This is a genomic window from Kluyvera sp. CHPC 1.251, from assembly GCF_036759945.1.
In the GTDB taxonomy this organism is placed as follows: domain Bacteria; phylum Pseudomonadota; class Gammaproteobacteria; order Enterobacterales; family Enterobacteriaceae; genus Kluyvera; species Kluyvera sichuanensis.
The window spans coordinates 223,651-241,127 of the sequence record NZ_JAPKIC010000008.1 but is presented as its reverse complement, the minus strand read 5'-3'; the positions used below and the strand labels follow the sequence as shown (position 1 = coordinate 241,127).

Annotated in this window: 11 protein-coding genes; 1 reads left to right on the top strand and 10 read right to left on the bottom strand. The window is 58.8% G+C overall.

The window, feature by feature from the left end; genetic code table 11:
* Positions 1 to 6: 6 nt before the first annotated feature.
* The gene (gene amiC, locus V6940_RS16850) at positions 7 to 1,257 is read right to left on the bottom strand and encodes an N-acetylmuramoyl-L-alanine amidase AmiC (protein WP_220439965.1); all 1,251 of its coding nucleotides are present in this window, start codon (positions 1,255 to 1,257) and stop codon (positions 7 to 9) included.
* Positions 1,258 to 1,486: 229 nt separating this feature from the next.
* Here amiC and argA point away from each other — a divergent pair, with 229 nt between their 5' ends.
* Positions 1,487 to 2,818: an amino-acid N-acetyltransferase gene (argA, locus tag V6940_RS16845; protein ID WP_333496615.1), complete on the top strand. Its 1,332-nt coding sequence runs from the start codon at positions 1,487 to 1,489 to the stop codon at positions 2,816 to 2,818.
* A gap of 146 nt (positions 2,819 to 2,964) precedes the next feature.
* Here argA and recD read toward each other — a convergent pair whose 3' ends face one another.
* From recD to thyA, 9 genes are all read right to left on the bottom strand, one after another.
* The gene (recD, locus tag V6940_RS16840) at positions 2,965 to 4,803 is read right to left on the bottom strand and encodes an exodeoxyribonuclease V subunit alpha (RefSeq protein WP_333496614.1); all 1,839 of its coding nucleotides are present in this window, start codon (positions 4,801 to 4,803) and stop codon (positions 2,965 to 2,967) included.
* Positions 4,800 to 8,339, bottom strand: a complete 3,540-nt coding sequence (gene recB, locus V6940_RS16835; RefSeq protein WP_333496613.1) for an exodeoxyribonuclease V subunit beta — start codon at positions 8,337 to 8,339, stop codon at positions 4,800 to 4,802. Before recB ends, recD begins: the two co-directional genes overlap by 4 nt.
* On the bottom strand, positions 8,336 to 11,221 hold the full coding sequence (gene ptrA / locus V6940_RS16830) for a pitrilysin (RefSeq protein ID WP_333496612.1): 2,886 nt from the start codon (positions 11,219 to 11,221) through the stop codon (positions 8,336 to 8,338). Before ptrA ends, recB begins: the two co-directional genes overlap by 4 nt.
* 153 nt (positions 11,222 to 11,374) lie before the next feature.
* Positions 11,375 to 14,746, bottom strand: a complete 3,372-nt coding sequence (gene recC, locus V6940_RS16825; protein ID WP_333496611.1) for an exodeoxyribonuclease V subunit gamma — start codon at positions 14,744 to 14,746, stop codon at positions 11,375 to 11,377.
* Between the two features lie 12 nt (positions 14,747 to 14,758).
* The gene (locus tag V6940_RS16820; protein WP_333496610.1) at positions 14,759 to 15,079 is read right to left on the bottom strand and encodes a prepilin-type N-terminal cleavage/methylation domain-containing protein; all 321 of its coding nucleotides are present in this window, start codon (positions 15,077 to 15,079) and stop codon (positions 14,759 to 14,761) included.
* Positions 15,064 to 15,468 (bottom strand): DUF2509 family protein, encoded by a 405-nt coding sequence (locus V6940_RS16815; RefSeq protein ID WP_333496609.1) that lies wholly within the window; start codon positions 15,466 to 15,468, stop codon positions 15,064 to 15,066. The genes V6940_RS16820 and V6940_RS16815 overlap by 16 nt, the downstream gene beginning before the upstream one ends.
* On the bottom strand, positions 15,465 to 16,013 hold the full coding sequence (locus V6940_RS16810) for a prepilin peptidase-dependent protein (protein WP_333496608.1): 549 nt from the start codon (positions 16,011 to 16,013) through the stop codon (positions 15,465 to 15,467). The genes V6940_RS16815 and V6940_RS16810 overlap by 4 nt, the downstream gene beginning before the upstream one ends.
* Complete coding sequence (locus V6940_RS16805; protein WP_333496607.1) at positions 16,013 to 16,474, bottom strand: prepilin peptidase-dependent protein; 462 nt, start codon at positions 16,472 to 16,474, stop codon at positions 16,013 to 16,015. Before V6940_RS16805 ends, V6940_RS16810 begins: the two co-directional genes overlap by 1 nt.
* 208 nt (positions 16,475 to 16,682) lie before the next feature.
* A complete protein-coding gene (gene thyA, locus V6940_RS16800; RefSeq protein ID WP_123650647.1) occupies positions 16,683 to 17,477 on the bottom strand; it encodes a thymidylate synthase in 795 nt (264 codons plus the stop codon).

The window sequence follows — 17,477 nt, the reverse complement described above, 5'->3', positions numbered from 1 at the left end:
CGCCGGTTACCCGCGCCGCGCCAGCGTCGCGCCGTCGGCAAAGTAGGCTTTGATCCCGGCGAGAATAGATTCAGCCACTTCCTGCTGGAAGGTGGCGGTCTTGAGCTTGCGTTCCTCTTCAACGTTACTGATAAACGCCGTTTCGACGAGGATCGATGGAATATCCGGCGCTTTCAGTACCGCAAAGCCCGCCTGCTCAACCTGGTTTTTATGCAGGTCGTTCACCTGCCCCAGCTTTTTGAGCACCGCTTTACCAAACTTCAGGCTGTCGGCGATGGTCAGCGACTGCACCATATCGAACATGGTGTGGTCAACGTAGCGGTCGCCACTCTTGCTGACACCACCGATTAAATCCGAGGCGTTCTGGGTCTGGGCGAGGTATTTCGCCGCGGTACTGGTAGCCCCTTTGGTCGACAGGGCAAACACCGATGAGCCGCTCGGCTGGCGGCTGGTGAACGCATCCGCGTGAATAGAGACGAACAGGTCAGCACGTTGCTTTTGCGCTTTCGCTACCCGCACCTTCAACGGAATAAAGATATCTTCGTTGCGCGTCATGTAGGCTTTCATGTTGCCTTCTTTTTCAATCAACGCACGCAGGCGACGGGCAATTTGCAGCACCACGTCTTTCTCCCGCGTTTTATACAGCCCCACCGCGCCGGAGTCTTCGCCGCCGTGGCCGGGGTCAAGCATGATAACAATCGGACGATCGCGCCCGGCTTTGCCCGGCTGCGGGCCGCTTTGCGATGGCGGCACCTGCTTTTCGAGATCGCCCTTGTTGTAGTCCTCCAGCAGCGCTAGCAGCGGATCCTGCTGTTCTGTGCTGCTGGCTGGGTAGAGATCCATGACCAGGCGTTCTTTAAAGTTCGCCACCGGCGCAAGTGCGAACAGCTGCGGCTTCACATCCTGCTTCAGCTCAAACACCATGCGCACCGTCTGCGGATCAAACTGCCCTACGCGCGCGGATTTAATAAACGGATCGTCGCTGCGGATCTGCGCCCCCATGCCTTTCAGCACCGAGTTCAGGTTCACCCCTTCGAGGTCGACCACCAGACGGTCAGGGTTGCTCAACGCAAACTGTCGATACTTGAGCTCACGGCTGGACTCCACCGTCACGCGCGTATAGCTGGACGCAGGCCATATGCGCACCGCCACCACCTGACTGACGGCAGCTAACCCAACCTGACTCACGCTCAACAACCACATGGCACCGGCACCTTGTAGCAGGCGACGACGGCTCAAAGACTGACTTCCCGACATGCTCCATCCCAGGCAAAAAAAAGTAATCAAAGAATTCGCATAATACGATTGACCGGAAACTGTAACTAAAGCCGCATAAGCTGTCATCTATAAAAGGGTAAACATTCGTTGAATCAGCGAAATTTGGCCGGAGATTTTCCAATGTTTAAGCAAATTCTGGCTTGCGTTTCCGATAAAAACAGAATAAAAATACACTAATTACGAATAATCATGCATTGAGGGTTGTGCCGTGGTGAAGGAACGTAGAACCGAACTGGTAGAGGGGTTTCGTCATACCGTCCCCTATATTAACGCCCACCGGGGGAAGACGTTTGTCATCATGCTTGGCGGCGAAGCCATTGAGCATGAAAACTTTTCCAGCATCGTCAACGATATTGGCCTGCTGCACAGTTTAGGCATTCGCCTGGTGCTGGTCTATGGCGCGCGCCCGCAGATCGACGCGAATCTGGCCGAGCATCACCATGAGCCAACCTATCACAAACATATCCGCGTCACGGATGCGAAAACCCTTGAGCTGGTGAAACAGGCCGCGGGCCTGCTGCAGCTGGATATTACTGCCCGCCTGTCGATGAGCCTGAATAACACCCCGCTACAGGGCGCGCACATCAACGTGGTCAGCGGTAACTTTATCATTGCTCAACCGCTGGGCGTCGACGACGGCATCGACTACTGCCACAGCGGACGTATTCGTCGTATCGATGAAGAAGCGATTCATCGCCAGCTCGACAGCGGCGCTATCGTACTGATGGGGCCGGTGGCCGTTTCAGTTACCGGTGAGAGCTTTAATCTGACGTCGGAAGAGATTGCCACCCAACTGGCGATTAAGCTGAAGGCCGAGAAGATGATCGGCTTCTGCTCTTCTCAGGGCGTGTTTAACGAAGCGGGCGAAATTATCTCTGAGCTGTTCCCGAACGAAGCTCAGGCGCGCATTGAAGAGCTTGAAAAAGAGGGCGACTACCTCTCCGGCACCGCCCGTTTCCTGCGCGGCGCGGTCAAAGCCTGCCGCAGCGGCGTGCGCCGCAGCCACCTTATCAGCTATCAGGAAGACGGCACGCTGTTGCAGGAGCTGTTCTCCCGCGACGGTATCGGTACGCAAATTGTGATGGAGAGCTCCGAGCAAATTCGCCGGGCAACCATCAACGATATTGGCGGTATTCTGGACCTGATTGCACCGCTCGAGCAGCAGGGCATTCTGGTGCGCCGCTCCCGCGAACAGCTGGAGATGGAGATCGATAAATTCACGATTATTCAGCGTGATAACACCACCATCGCCTGCGCCGCGCTCTATCCTTTCCCGGAAGAGAAAATTGGCGAGATGGCCTGCGTGGCGGTACATCCGGATTATCGAAGCTCCTCGCGCGGCGAAGTGTTGTTACAGCGAATTGCCTCCCAGGCGAAGCAAATGGGGCTTAACCACCTGTTTGTGCTAACAACGCGCAGCATTCACTGGTTCCAGGAACGCGGCTTTAAGCCGGTGGACGTGGAGCTGCTGCCGGAGAGTAAGAAGCTGCTGTATAACTATCAGCGCCGGTCGAAGGTATTGATGACGGATTTGGTGTAAGCCAGTAGCCCCCCCACGCCGATCGGTTCCCTCGCCCCTTTGGGGAGAGGGTTAGGGTGAGGGGAATGCAGCCTCGGCGTTAAACCCTCACCCCAGCCCTCTCCCTTAAAAAGGGAGAGGGGGCAGTCCGAGCAAATCTTAAGACCCTATTCTATCTCTGCAAAAATCGCCGACAGGCCGCTGCGTCGTTCGGTGCGCGTGGCGATTGCCTGGATAAGCAGATTTTTATCGGCGTACATCGACAGCCGCGCTTTCGCACGGGTTATCGCCGTATACACCAGCTCGCGGCTCACCACCGGGACAATCTGCGTCGGCAGCACCAGCGCGGCGTGGGTGAATTCAGAACCCTGCGATTTATGCACCGTCATCGCCCAGGCGGTGTCGTGCTCCGGCAGGCGGCTTGGCTGCACCGATTTAATCGTACCGTCCGGCATCGGGAACCAGACGCGCATGCCATCGCCGCGATCCAGCGCCACGCCGATATCACCGTTAAACAGCCCCAGCGCGCTATCGTTACGCGCAATCATCACCGGACGGCCTTCATACCAGCGGGAATGCCGCTGCGGCACTATCTGCCGGTGACGCGTAAGCAGCTGTTCAAACTGTTGGTTAAGCCCGCTCACCCCCCACGGCCCTTCGCGCAGCGCGCACAGCAGTTGGTATTCACCAAACGCTGCCAGCACGACCTCAGGGTCGGCCTGCTCGCGTAGCAGTTGAAGATAATGGCCGTAGCCCGCTCGTGCATCGTCGAGCATCGCGGCATAGTCGTCCGTCGAGTGCTGCGGTTTCAGTTCAATATCGCTAAAGCCGTGGGCAAACACGGTGTCGATCTCTTTCTTATCGCCCCGGTTTACCGCGCTGGCAAGCTGGCCGATACCGGAGTCGCTGCCAAAGCGGTAGCTGGTTCGTAGCAGGCAAAGGCTGTCGCGTAGCGCCCCTGCCGTCTGGCCGTCACCGGCGGGAACTGTGGCCCCGACCAGGAGGCTAAGCTGCGCGGCGCGCTCCAGGGTATAGCCCGCGTTCACCCAGCTGCAGATATCGCCGAGCACCGCCCCGGCCTCCACCGACGCCAGCTGGTCGCGGTCGCCGAGGAAGATTACCCGCCCGTGCGGCGGCAGCGCATCAATCAGCCGCGCCATCATTGGCAAGTCAATCATTGAGGCTTCATCCACTACCAGCACATCCAGATGCAGCGGGTTTCCGGCGTGGTAGCGCATCTTCTGGCTGCCGGGCTGCGCGCCCAGCAAACGGTGCAGCGTGCTGGCATCGGTTGGCAGCATCGCTTTTTGCCCGTCGGTTAAATCGAGTTTTCGCAGCGCCGCGCCCAGCGATTCCGTCAGGCGCGCCGCCGCTTTACCGGTTGGCGCGGCGAGGCGAATACGACACTTCTCCGTTCCCGCCATCTGTACCAGCGCCGCCAGCAGTTTAGCAACGGTGGTGGTTTTCCCGGTACCGGGGCCGCCGGAGATAACTGAGATACGGCGAGTCAGCGCCACGGCGGCAGCCACTTTCTGCCAGTCGATCGCGTCGCTTACCGGGAACAGCGCGTTGAGCGTCGCAGCAAGCTGGGCTTCATCGACGGCAAAGGGCGCGTTGGTTTCGCTAAAGAAGCGCGCCACGGTGAGTTCGTTGCGCCACATGCGGTTGAGATAAAGCCTGCCACGGCTCAGGATCAGCGGCGATGGACGCTCTCCAGCGCTAACGGCCTCAGAGCTCAGCAATAGCGTCTCCCACTCCTCCGGCACGTTCGCTTCGGCAAACAGCTGCTGCCAGAGTTCGCGGACGCGGCCTTTCGGCTGCATAGAGGGACTGAGATGGGAGAGCGGCAAACAGACGTGCCCTTCTCCGGCGTCGCGGCTCAGCATCGCAGCGGCGAGCATCACCGCTGGATGTTCATCTTTTGCCACCATCAGCGCAAACTGCACGTCGAGCGGGCGCAGCAGCTTTTGCTCGGCGGCTTCCAGTAAACGTTGTTGGAGCGTCATGCGTTGCTCTCCTCTCCGGCAAACAGCGCGTCCATTGCCGTTATCAGCGCCGGGTCGGGCCGGGTGGTAAAAATTCCCTGCTGCCCTGCCTCGCCGTCCACGCCGCGCAGGAACAGATAAATCACGCCGCCAAAATGACGCTCATAGTCATAGTCGGCCATGCGGTGGCGCAGATAACGGTGCAGCGCCAGGCTGTAGAGCTGATACTGCAAATCATAGCGGTGAGACTGCATTGCTTCCGCCATCGCCTGCTGGGTATAGGCTTCGCCGTTTTCGCCAAGCCAGTTGGACTTGTAATCCAGCAGGTAGTAGCGACCGTCGTGGCGGAAAACAAGGTCGATAAAGCCCTTCAGCATGCCGCGCACCTGGCGGAAATCCAGCTCCGGGCAGCCTGCCGACAGCGGGTCATAGCGGCGAGTCACCGCGTCCAGCGCACGCGCATCCAGCGTTTGGCTGATGGGCAGATAAAACTCCATTTCCACCTGTTTTTGCCGCTCGCTAAGCTGATTCAGCGCAATGCCGATATCCGCCAGCGGCGCGTCCAGCACCTGGGTTATCCAGCGGGTCAGCATCGGCTCCCACGCTTCATCAAAGCCGTTGTTTTGTAGCTTTTCGCGCATCCATTCCGGCGACACCGGCTGGGTGAAGTCGAGGTCTTCAAACAGGCTATGCAGGAAAGTCCCCGGAGAGGCGCCGCGCGGGAAATGATGCGGCGTCATTGTCAGTTCACTTTGCGCTTCTGCAACACCTGAGGCGTCAATATCGATGCGCGGCAGCAGGTCCTGCGCCACGCTATGCCCGCGCTGCTGCAAGCCGGAGTAGCTCGTCACGCGCCAGTCATCAACCACGCGGCGTAGCACCTGACGCGCCGCCAGCTCAGGCATCTCTGATTGGGTCGCCTGCCAGCGAGCGTCGTCCGGCGCGGTGGCCAGCGTCAGGGAAATATGTTCGTCGCATACGGCCTGCAGACAGGCGTGTAGCCCGGAGGCGTCCAGCACTTCGCCTTTTTGTAGCAGCCTTCCCGGCGCGCTGTGGTGTAATTCCGTATCGGTCGGTTTGTCGCTGCGCCGGGCAGTCAGCGGGGCGATGCCCAGACTGCAATGCCAGATGGCGCGCGTTAAGGCCACATACAGCAAGCGCAGGTCTTCCGCCAGACGCTCAGCCTCTGCGAGTTCAAGACTTTCGTCGCTTTCGTTGAGGTCAAGCACCGCTTTGAAGGTTTCACGGTCGTGGTAAAACGCCTGTTTCTCTTTGCGGAAACGGGCGATAAACGGCAGCCAGACCAGCGGATACTCCAGCCCTTTTGACTTGTGGATAGTGACTATCTGCACCAGGTGTTTATCGCTCTCCAGACGCATCTGCTGGCTGGAAGCGTTGGTGTCCGGCTCGGCAACCTGCTGGTTAAGCCAGCGCACCAGCGCATGCTCGCTTTCAAGCTGGGTGGCCGCTTCCTGAAGCAGCTCGCTTAGGTGCAGAATATCGGTTAAGCGTCGCTCTCCGCCGTGGGTCGCCAGCAGGTTTTCCGCCATTGACCGCGCGCTCATCAGGGCGCGAATCATCGGCATCACGCCACGCCGCTGCCAGATTAGACGGTAGTCGCTAAACTCTTCCACCAGCGCATCCCAGGCGTTTTCGTCCTGATTCAGCCGTTCGATGTCCTGCGCGTTCAGGCCAAACATCGCCGTCGCCAGCGCGCTGCGCAGCGTATTTTCCCGCTCAGGCGTCAGCACTGCCTGTAGCACCCATAGCAGTTCCTGTGCTTCCGGGGTTTCAAATACGCTGTCGCGGTTGGAGAGGTAGACCGACGGGATCGCCAGCGCGTTCAGGGCATCACGGATTAGCGACGCTTCCTGGCGGTTACGCACCAGCACGGTGATATCCGACGCCTGTACCGGGCGAGCGTTGTCGCCTCGCCAGAGCAACGCTCGGCCCTGCTGGCCGCCGGTGAGCCAGCCGCGAATTTGCGCCGCGCACTGCTGAGCCATAAAGTTTTGATAATCCCCCGCGCTGATGCCTTCGCCGGGCATCAGCCATAGGTTCATCGCCGGCTGATTTTCACCGTCAACCTCAAAGCGCAGCGAGGCGTTTTTGGGTGCGGATTTTACCGGCAGGAACGGAATATCACGGAACATAAAGGGGTTATCAACCAGCCCGAACAGGCGGTTGACGCTCTCAACCATGCCTGGTGCAGAGCGCCAGTTGGTGTCGAGGGTATAGTGAGCCGCCACGTCGCTACGCGCGCGCATATAGGTAAAAATATCCGCGCCGCGGAAGGCGTAAATCGCCTGCTTCGGATCACCGATAAGCAATAGCGCGGTGTCCGGCTGCTGTCGCCAGATGCGGCGGAAGATGCGGTACTGCTGCGGGTCGGTGTCCTGGAATTCATCGATCATCGCCACCGGGAATCGCTGACGAATGGCGGCCGCCAGCGCATCGCCGCTGTCGCTCTCCAGCGCTTCATCAAGGCGGCTGAGCATATCGTCAAAGCCCAGCTCGCCGCGTCGGCGTTTTTCGCGGGCAACCGCTTCGCGGATCTCTTTCATCGCCTGGGCGATCACCAGATCGTTAAGCGTCAGCGGCGTGGACAATAAGTTCTCGATGGCGCTGAACAGCGGATGGCTAGGTACTTCACCGCCCGCTTTGGTGCGCTCGGCAAGGAACGCCTGGCTGAATTTTTCCAGTGCGTCGGGCAACTGGTAGTTTTTGCTCTCTTCCTGCGCCCAGGCGCTGATCTTATCGATCCACTTACTCTGATTGCCGCGATTGAACTTGCGTCGGTCGATACCGGAATTTTCCAGCAGCGCATCCAGCTCGCCCACGCTCGCCAGCCAGTGGCGTTTAATCTCGGCGATTTGCGCGAGGATCTTCTGGTGACGCGACGCCAGCGTTTCGGCGTCGCCGAGCGGGATTTTAAGCTCCGGCGCTTCACCCTGCAGGTAGCGGTCGATGGATTTAAGTAAGTCCTGCGGCCCTTTCCACGACTCGACGATCACCTGGGCAATTTCGCGATTGAGCGGGTAACAGTGGCGTCGCCAGAAGTCGGCGCAGGCCTGGTAGCGGAGCTGGGATTCGTCTTCAATCAGCTGCTGTTCAAACAGCATGCCGGACTCAAAGGCGTTGAGGCTCAGCATGCGCTGACAGAAGCCGTGGATGGTAAAGACGGCGGCATCGTCCATCTGACGCTCCGCCAGCAGCAGTACATTGGCCGCCTGCTGGAGGTCATCAATTTCCGCCAGCAGGCTGGCATAGAGTGGGTTGTCGGTGGCGTTGCGCAGGCAGGCGACGCGCAGTTCGTGAATGTTACTACGAATACGCCCGCGCAGCTCTTCGGTGGCAGCCTCAGTAAAGGTAACCACCAGCAGTTCTTCGACATTGACGGGCCGAGGAAAGGCGGCTTCGCCGCCCAGCCCCAGCAACAGCCGCAGGTAAAGTGCGGCGATGGTGAAGGTTTTTCCGGTGCCCGCTGAGGCTTCAATCAGGCGCTCGCCGATAAGGGGTAAGCGCAGGGGATTAAGGGACTCGGCGGTTTCGGTCATTCGTCTTCTCGTCGTAAGGGTAAGGTTTGCTGCAACTCAGTAATGCTCTGCCACACTTTCCAGCCTTCAGGATGCGCGTAGTCGGTTTTACCATTCTGGCTACCGGAGACCTGCGACAGCACCGTCATGCCCTGCGGGGCAACCACCGTCTGGTGGAAGAAGTCGGCCAGTTTTTGCGGCGTTAACAGCTTAATCTGGGCCACTACTTTAGCACGTGAATCAAAGGCCATATTACCGCGATCGAAATCTTTGCTCAGCTGCGAGGCTTCATCGCTCAGCGTTTGCGGCGCTTGCAGCATGTCAGCGACGACCGATTGCTGGATCTGGGCAAACTCTTCCGGCTTCATCGCACGCAGTTTCTGTTCGGCGGTCGGGAAGAAGGCTTTGAAGCGCTCCCACAGGAACGACGGCTGTTTGTCATTACTTTGCAGCAGGAAACCCATTCCCCACTGACGGCCGACGTTCATCGAGAAGGCAAAGACGGCATAGCCTAACTGTTCTTCGGTGCGCAGCTGCGTGTAGAACCACGGCTGGACGATTTGCGCCAGCATGGCGCTCGCCGCCGAGCTGGAGAACTCATCAACGTTTGGCGGCACAAACACCGCGGCCAGCGCCGAGTCAGTGCTGGCACCCGCTTTCTCAAAGATGACATTTTGCTGTTTATCGACCAACACATCTTTGTTGCGGCACCATTCGCTGCCGTTGGCGCCAAGCTGGGTCTGAATGCTGCGCGCAAGGGTTGTAGACTGGTCAGCGCTCAGGTTACCAATCACCATAAACTCCGGACGCGCCCCGGCTTTCAGCCGATCGCGGTAGTCCATCACCTCTTTGAGCGTAATTGACGGCAGCAGCGCTTTACGGTCTTCACGCTGGAAGTAAGGCACCTGCGACACCATCTGCACCGGCATAATCGCCTGTTCGTAGGCTTTGCCTTTGTCGGCAGAGTCCATCATCTGCAGGTACCAGGATTTCGCCTGTTCCAGCTGCTCTTCGGTTGGTGTGTAGCTGAAATAGCCCTGCAACAGGGCGTCAAACAGCTGCGGCAGACGCTGAGTGTAGCCGTTGGCATTGAGCATTAAGCCGTTATTAGCACCGGTCGAGAAGCTGATCCCGCCGACGGCAGCCTGGTTGCTCAGCTGATCGAGCGCAATACCGGCCAGGTAGTCATTCAGCGCAAACATCACCTGGTTACGGGCGCTGTCCATCGCTTTCGGGTTACGCAGAATCAGCGTGATATCGGCCTTCGGTTCGCTGGCAAAATAGCGGCTCGGCATATAGACCAGACGCAGATTTTGCTCATCAACAATCAGCTCCGGATGCGTGTACTTTTTCTCGCTTTTAATCAGCGTGAAGTCGTCCGGAATGTACGGGTTGAGCTGCGGCAGATTCAGCGTAATGCCGTTAGAAGCCTTCTGCCATTTGGCGAAGGTGTCAGCGCTGATTTTATCCACCTGATACGGCGCATCAACAAAGTAGGCTGTCTTGTTATGCGGTTCGTTCGGGCTGATATACCAGATGCGCGCGTTCTGCGGCGTCATCATCGCCAGACGGTCTTTTACCGCCTGCGGGTCGTACTCGTCGGCAATGTTCACCGCGTCGAGGGTATGCGCGACCGGCACACGAATCATGGTGTCCGCCAGCCATTCGACGTAGCCCATATCACGGGTGATGGACGGGTAGCGGAAATCGAGGTTCAGCACATGCGCCAGCTCGTCAAAGTCGCTTTTGTCGATGCCTTTCTGGCGCAGCGTATCAAGATAGCTAAAGATAGCGGCCACCACTTCATCGCGGTGCGCCAACCCTTTGTCGGTTAAGGTGGCAGAAATCGCCAGCACGCCGCTGTTACCGTTCACCACTGGATCAGAGTCTGCTCGAATGCCTTCTACCAGCCCCTGCTTTTGCAGCCAGTCAGACAAGGTACCCGGCGTGCGGTTGCCGATAAGATAGGTGATCAGTTCATCGGTTTTGCTGCGGAACTGCGCGGAGTTATTATCGATGCGGAATTCCACGCGCAGCACTTTACGTGGCAGCGCTGGCACGTAGTGAATGATGATACCTTTCTGCGCATCGGTTACCACCGGAACAGTGATTTCCGGGCGTTCGATAGATTTGTTCGGCACGCGGCCGTAAGTTTGCGCCGCAATCTGCGCCAGCTCAGGCAACGGTTTGTTGCTGTAAATCACCGCCTTCATCAGGTTCGCGGAGTAGTACTTGTTGCGAAACGCCAGCAGCGCCTCATACACCGGGCTGTCAGGCTTGTCGCTCAGCGTCTCGAGGTTACCGCCAGAAAAGCGCGCGCCGGGGTGAGCCGGGTTGATGGTTTCAGCACTCACCTGCGCCATGCGCATACCGTCACGGGTACGTGCCATGGTCAGCTCAGCGTTGACGGCGTTACGCTCGCGGTCGGCGTATTTCTTTTCCAGCAGCGGCGCGGCAATAGCGTCCGCCAGGCGATCTACTGCCCCCTGCAGCGCATCGTTTTCCACTTCCAGATAGAACGCGGTGCGATACGGCGCGGTGCTGGCATTGTGACTGCCGCCGTGCATTTTTAAGAATTCAGCGAGGTTGTCAGGCTGCGGGTAGTTTTTCGAGCCCATCAGCGTCATGTGTTCGAGGAAGTGCGCAAGGCCCGGATGCGAGTCAGGATCTTCCAGCGAACCAACGGGCACCACCAGCGCCGACAGCGATTTCACCGCCTGCGGATCGGAAACCAGCAGGACGACCATCTTGTTGTCGAGCGTAATCGCTTGATACTGACGGGTGTCTTTTTCGCTTTTGCGGATGGTTTCCTGAATCGGTTGCCATCCGGTTTCTGCCTGACCTACGGTCGCCCAAAAGGCGGTGACGAAAACAACAATACTCAACCAGATACTGCGGGGCATTCACGGACCTCACCATTAACAGATACTTCAAAAACCAGCATGCTCTTGTGGGCAGTTTCAGCCTCAGCTTACCGCTTCGTCTGCTGCCACTCATCAGTCCGTGACTTGTGCGCATAGTAAATGAACCGATTAACTTGCGCAATTTTTATACAGTCAGGATGACTGGTTAAACCGAAATACGGGCAGCAGATACGGCGTCGTCTGCGCGATAATCGCGTCATACTGCGCAGGTTCCAGGGTACGCCATAAACGCTGATACCAGACGTCGGCCCCTTCGCCGCTAACCACCATGTTGCCTTCGTAAGCCTGTAAAAACTTGCTGCGCGCTTTCTGCAGCGAGTCTTCGTCTTCTAAGATGGCATCATTTTCGGCATCGTAACAGGCTTTTATCCATGCGCCGCCGCTCTCCGGCAGGAACAGCAACGGCTGACACATCCCCTTACGATAACCAGCGACCAACTGTGACAGATAGGCTTTGGCCTCCTCAGCTGCCAGCGGCGGGAAGCACCACTCCCCGTCTTTGCGCAGCAGCAGGCGACTTTCACCCGTTCCGCCGCTAGCACAGTAGACAAGGTGTTCCAGCCAAAGTTGCATCCCTTGTGAAACGCTGAGCAGCGAAGGCCGCCAGCGCAGCAGTCCGTTTTCCTGCACCTGCGGCAGCCAGCCGGTGATATTCACCCCGTCACAGTCCAGATCGATCTCCATACTCCGCCCGCTACGTCGGTATTCAATCACCCGGCCCGCCAGTGCGCTCATCTCCTGATGCTGTGCCTCCCAGGCTATTTCACCAAACGGGCCGTAAGGTAGTTCACCGGCGGCACGATAGCGGCGATACATCAGACCGGCATCCTGCTGCTCTATCAGAGCGTTCAACAACTGCTGGTTGAGCTGGTAGCGCGTTAATCCTTCCAGGGTAAACGGCTCGGTATCGGGAATATCGCTCTCTTCGTTACGGAAATTGACCTGTAGGCGCATCTGGAAAAAGGCACGCACCGGGTGCGCCCAGAAGCGCTGAAGCTGTTCGAGCGGCAGCGTGGTCAATGCGAGTGGTTCCAGCGGCTGGATAAAGTCGGAATGCGCTTCGCCCTGCTGGCTAGCTGCCGCCAGCCACTCCTGGGCATAGCTTTGCTGCTCGCCGGCTTTGTAGTTGTCGGCATCAAACGGCATACGCGGGTGCAGATGCATCACGTGACGCTTCACTCGCTGCTCGCTTTCGTCACAGTTGAGCTCTTCGTCGCCCTCCATGCAGTGGCTCTGGCCGATATAGTCCATCAGTTCCTGTACCAGCACCGACGGGTAGCGTTCGCTGTTATCCTGAATGGAGCGGCCGATATAGCTGATATAGAGCGCTTTTTCCGCCGACATCATCGCTTCAAGGAACAGATAGCGGTCATCGTCGCGGCGGCTTCGGTCGCCGCGTACCGGTTTCTGGCTCATCAGGTCAAAGCCGAGCGGGGCTAATGCGCGTGGATAAATACCGTCGTTCATGCCTAGCAGACATACCACTTTGAACGGGATCGAACGCATCGGCATCAGAGTACAAATATTGATTGGCCCCGCCAGGAAGCGCTGGCTGATGCGTTCCTGATCGAGGCGCTGCGCCAGCTCGTCGCGCAACAGCGTCAGCGGCACCTCTCCGGCGTACTGCGACTGCACGCCCTGCGCGATAATTGCCTGCCACTGCTGCTCAATCAACGCCAGAGCGGCTTCCGTGTCCTGATCGGGCAAGAAGAAGTCGTTCAGCATCTCACGGCACACCGGCAGCCATTCTTCCAGCGAGCGCGCCTGCGTTAGCACCTGTCGCCAGCGGTTAAGCTGCATCAGCAGCGAGGCCAGGTGCCCCACCAGTTCGGCAATCAGGCCGCTGGACTCATCATACGGCAGCACCTCCTGCCATTCGCCCTGCTCGCTCTCCATCGCGTAGCCCAGCAGCATTCGCGTGAGGCCAAAGCGCCAGGTATGCTGCCCGGTAGCCGGTAGGTCCATTTCACGGACGTTATCGTCGTCCATCCCCCAGCGCACGCCGGACTCGCTAACCCATTGCCGCAGATGAAGCAGGCCCGCCTCATCAATGTTAAAGCGCGCCGCCAGCACAGGCACATCAAGCAGTGCCAGCACGTCTTCACTGGTAAAGCGGCTATCAGGGAGTGACAGCAGGGTGATAAACGCCTGCATCGCCGGGTGAGCCTGGCGGGCGCGACGGTCCGAAATGGCGTACGGCAGATAGCGTTCACCGGTGGCGCTGCCGAACACGGCCTGAATAAACGGGCTGTAGCTGTCGATATCCGCCACCATGACAATAATGTCGCGCGGCGTCAGGGTTGGGTCGGCCTCCAGCATCGCCAGCAGGCGGTCGTGCAGCACTTCAACTTCGCGCTGTGGACTATGGCAAACGTGGACGGTCAGGCTACGGTCATCTCGCACCAGCGGGCGCTTGTCGCCGCTGTGGGCAAACTCTTCAGCGGTGCGCCCGGCCACAGCGGAGTTTTTCAGCTCCAGTACGTCGTACTGAAGGTTGTGTAACAGGTTGTCGGGTTCGATATCGACAAACGCATCCAACTCCTGATAGCGCTCAAGCCCCGCCAGCAGGTAGATATAGTCGCGTCCCAGCTTGCCCCAGGAGGCAAGCATCGGGTTGCCGACGTCCTGTTCGCCATCGTCGTTAAACAGCCCCGGCGCGTGGCTGGCATCCTGGAACAGCGGCAGTTCACGCTGCTCGCGATAGTGACGACGCTGGCGCGCCATCAAGCGGGCCAGAAACGCCGGGTCTTTAATATCGCCCCAGTAGTAGCGGCACGGGTTGGTGAACAACACGTAGATATCGACGTGTTTGCCCAGCGCCTGTAGCGCGTGCAGATAAACCGGCGGCAGCGCGGAGATCCCGCAGATAAAGACGCGGGCCGGCAGGCCTGCAGGCCGATCGTTGCTCTTTTCCAGGGTGTCGATAAAACGCTGATACAGATTGGCGCGATGCCACAGCGGCTGGCCCAGCGCGGCAGTATGCTCTACCAGCGCTTTCCACAGCGGCGCTTGCCACACCTGCGCCTCGCCCACGCCGTCGACTAACCTTCCGGCTTCCCATTCCGTCAGCCATTGAGGGCGGTAGACCAGGTATTGGTCGTAGAGGTCAGCGACGCGGGAGGCCAGCTGAAACAGCTTGCGCTTGTCGGCATCGTCAGTCAGATAGTGGCGCAGCGGCGCGAAGGCTTCATCATCCAGCATGCCCGGCAGCAGGGTCATCAGCTTCCAGCTCATGCTCTGTTTGTTAAAGGCGCTCTCACCGGGGATTTCGGGCAGCACGCGGGTAAACATGTCCCAGATAAAGCTCGCGGGCAGCGGGAAGTCGATATTCGCAGCAATGCCAAAGCGCTGGGACAACGTCATCTGCAGCCACTGCGCCATACCGGTACTTTGCACGAGGATCATTTCAGGCTCGAAAGGGTCCGCCAGGCGGTCCTGCTCAACGATGAACTCCATCAATGCTTCCAGCACGTCCAGACGATTGGAGTGGTAGACCCTTAACATATTCGCTCCTGACTACTGACTGACCGGGCAATGCAGGCGGGACATGCGCCCCTGCTTACCCATTGGGGTGGTAATAGTAGCATTGATGCTGACACAACGTTGTGACGATGTCTGTCCCCGCTGACTCGTCCAGCCAGCAGGCAGCGCCTGTGCCTGCTGCTGCGTTTGCCCCCAGGCATAGCGCCACATCTGCCGGTACTGATTAAGCTCAAGGCTGCTGGTTGCCAGCACGCGATAATAGCCGCCGAGCGCCGTGACGACGCAGATCATCAGAAACATGGCCAGCACCACTTCCGGCAGGCTAAAGCCTCGCATTTTCAGGGTATCTGGCATCGCGCCACCTCCTTCAACGGGCAAAAATCGCTCCAGCCATGCGCGGAAAACCGAATATTCCCCACCGCCCAGCGTCCCGATTGCCAGAGCATAAACGCCTCATTTTTGGCCACCAGAAGCAGCGTGCCGTCATCGAAGAGCCGCAGGCAAACCCGCGTTAAATCGCCGTGCACCAGGCATTGCGCCCCGGCCTCCTCCACCCAGTTCTGGGCTTTCCCCCACTGTAACGCCGTATGAACCTCCGCGGTGCGCTGAAGCGCCCGACTTTCTGCACTAACATTCGCCGTTTGCTGCCGCAGCGCCTGGTTCAGCCCTTGCAGCATCAGGCTACCGGTAACCAGCAGCATCAGCGCCATCGCCAGCGATGAAACCCCGCGTTGGCGATTCACAGGTTGTATCCCGTGACGCCATACTGCGCGCTGGCGGTGGCGCCGCTCGCCGCCGTGGCCGATAAGCTAATCAACAGCTCCGGCGCAAACCCGCTGATGGCCTGCCGCGACACCTGAAAAACCGTGACGGTCGCCGTTGCCGGGTCGGTCATTTTATCCCAGCCGCTGCCGCTACAGGCTTTCGCCCCGCGCAGCGTCTCCAGCACGCCGGAATTCAGGCGAAAGCCAATGCTATCGGCGTTCTCCGTCGGCGACATTTCCCAGAGGCCGTTACTGTTGCCATCCCAGCGGGCAATAACGCACTGTCCTTCATCTGCAATCGTCAGCGCTTCGCCCTGACAGCTATCGCCACCGCAGTAGCCCGCGCGCTGAAGATGCTTCGCGACCGTATAGACGCTCTGCCAGAGGCCATCCTCCAGCGTTTGCTGACGCATTTGCAGGAATATTCCCCGCTGCAGCGCGGGCTGGAAGCGAGAAGCACCCAGCAGTAATACGCTGCTAATCGCCATCGCAATCAGCACTTCCAGTAGCGAAAACCCGCGCATCAACACGCTCCTCCTTCGCATAGCCGCACTCGCCCCCCGTTTGAGATAACCACCGTCCAGCGACCCGCGTCGCTAACCAGCGTTACGTTGCCCGCCCATGCAGTATTGCGCAGGCCAAAAAAGGCCAGGTTAGGCGTGATATGGCTGACGCTCACCTCCGCCCACATCGGATGAAATACGGCGGGGTTACCCGTTGGGCAGCCTGTCAGAACGGTCTCATCGGCCACCACGCACCAGCCGCTTTCGTGGCGGTGCAGCCGGAAGAGGCGATCGCGGTTATGCCAGTGGGCATCGCTGCGCATCGCCATCAGGTAGCCGCGCAGTTCGCTAGCGGTTTGCCATAGCCGCTGCGACTGCTGCCAGCGGTGCCAGCCGTACAGGCCGGTGGCGCTGAGAATAAGCACCAGCGTCAACGCCACCAGGGTTTCAATGAGGGTATAGCCCCGTTCTCTTTTGTTCATGGCGGGCAGTATGGCGCGCGCTTCAATGGGGCACGAGGCTGGGGTTTAGCTTTTACGAGCCGTCTTCAGGGGAAAATAGTGGTTTACAGCAACGCGGGGGGAAACGTGGAAAGTGCTTTGCAAAACGGGGGATTGATGGTGCCAGGAGTGCCATTGACCACGCATAAAAAAACCGGCACCTAAGTACCGGTTTTTCATGACCGTGAGATTAAATCGCCACTGGCGCTTTAATACCCGGGTGCGGGTCGTAGCCTTCGATTTCAAAGTCATCAAAGCGGTAGTCGAAGATAGACTCAGGCTTACGTTTAATCACCAGCTTCGGCAGCGCACGCGGTTCGCGGGTCAGCTGCAGGGCGGTCTGTTCCATATGGTTGCTGTACAGGTGGGTATCCCCGCCGGTCCAGACAAAATCGCCCACTTCCAGATCGCACTGCTGCGCCATCATATGCACCAGCAGCGCATAGCTGGCGATGTTGAACGGCAGGCCGAGGAACACGTCGCAGGAGCGCTGATAGAGCTGGCAAGAGAGCTTGCCGTCAGCCACATAGAACTGGAAAAACGCATGGCACGGCGCCAGCGCCATCTTGTCCAGTTCACCGACGTTCCATGCGGAAACGATGATACGGCGTGAATCCGGATCGTTTTTCAGCTGGTTCATCACGGTGGTGATCTGGTCGATATGGCGGCCATCAGGCGTTGGCCAGGCGCGCCACTGCTTGCCGTAAACCGGCCCCAGGTTGCCGTTCTCATCGGCCCATTCATCCCAGATGCTGACGTTGTTTTCGTGCAGGTAGGCAACGTTGGTGTCGCCCTGCAGGAACCACAGCAGTTCGTGGATGATGGAGCGTAGATGGCAGCGCTTGGTCGTCACCAGCGGGAAACCTTCTTGCAGGTTAAAGCGCATCTGGTGGCCGAAAATGGAGACGGTACCGGTACCGGTACGGTCGTTTTTCTGGGTGCCCTCATCGAGCACCTTCTGCATCAGTTCAAGATACTGTTTCAT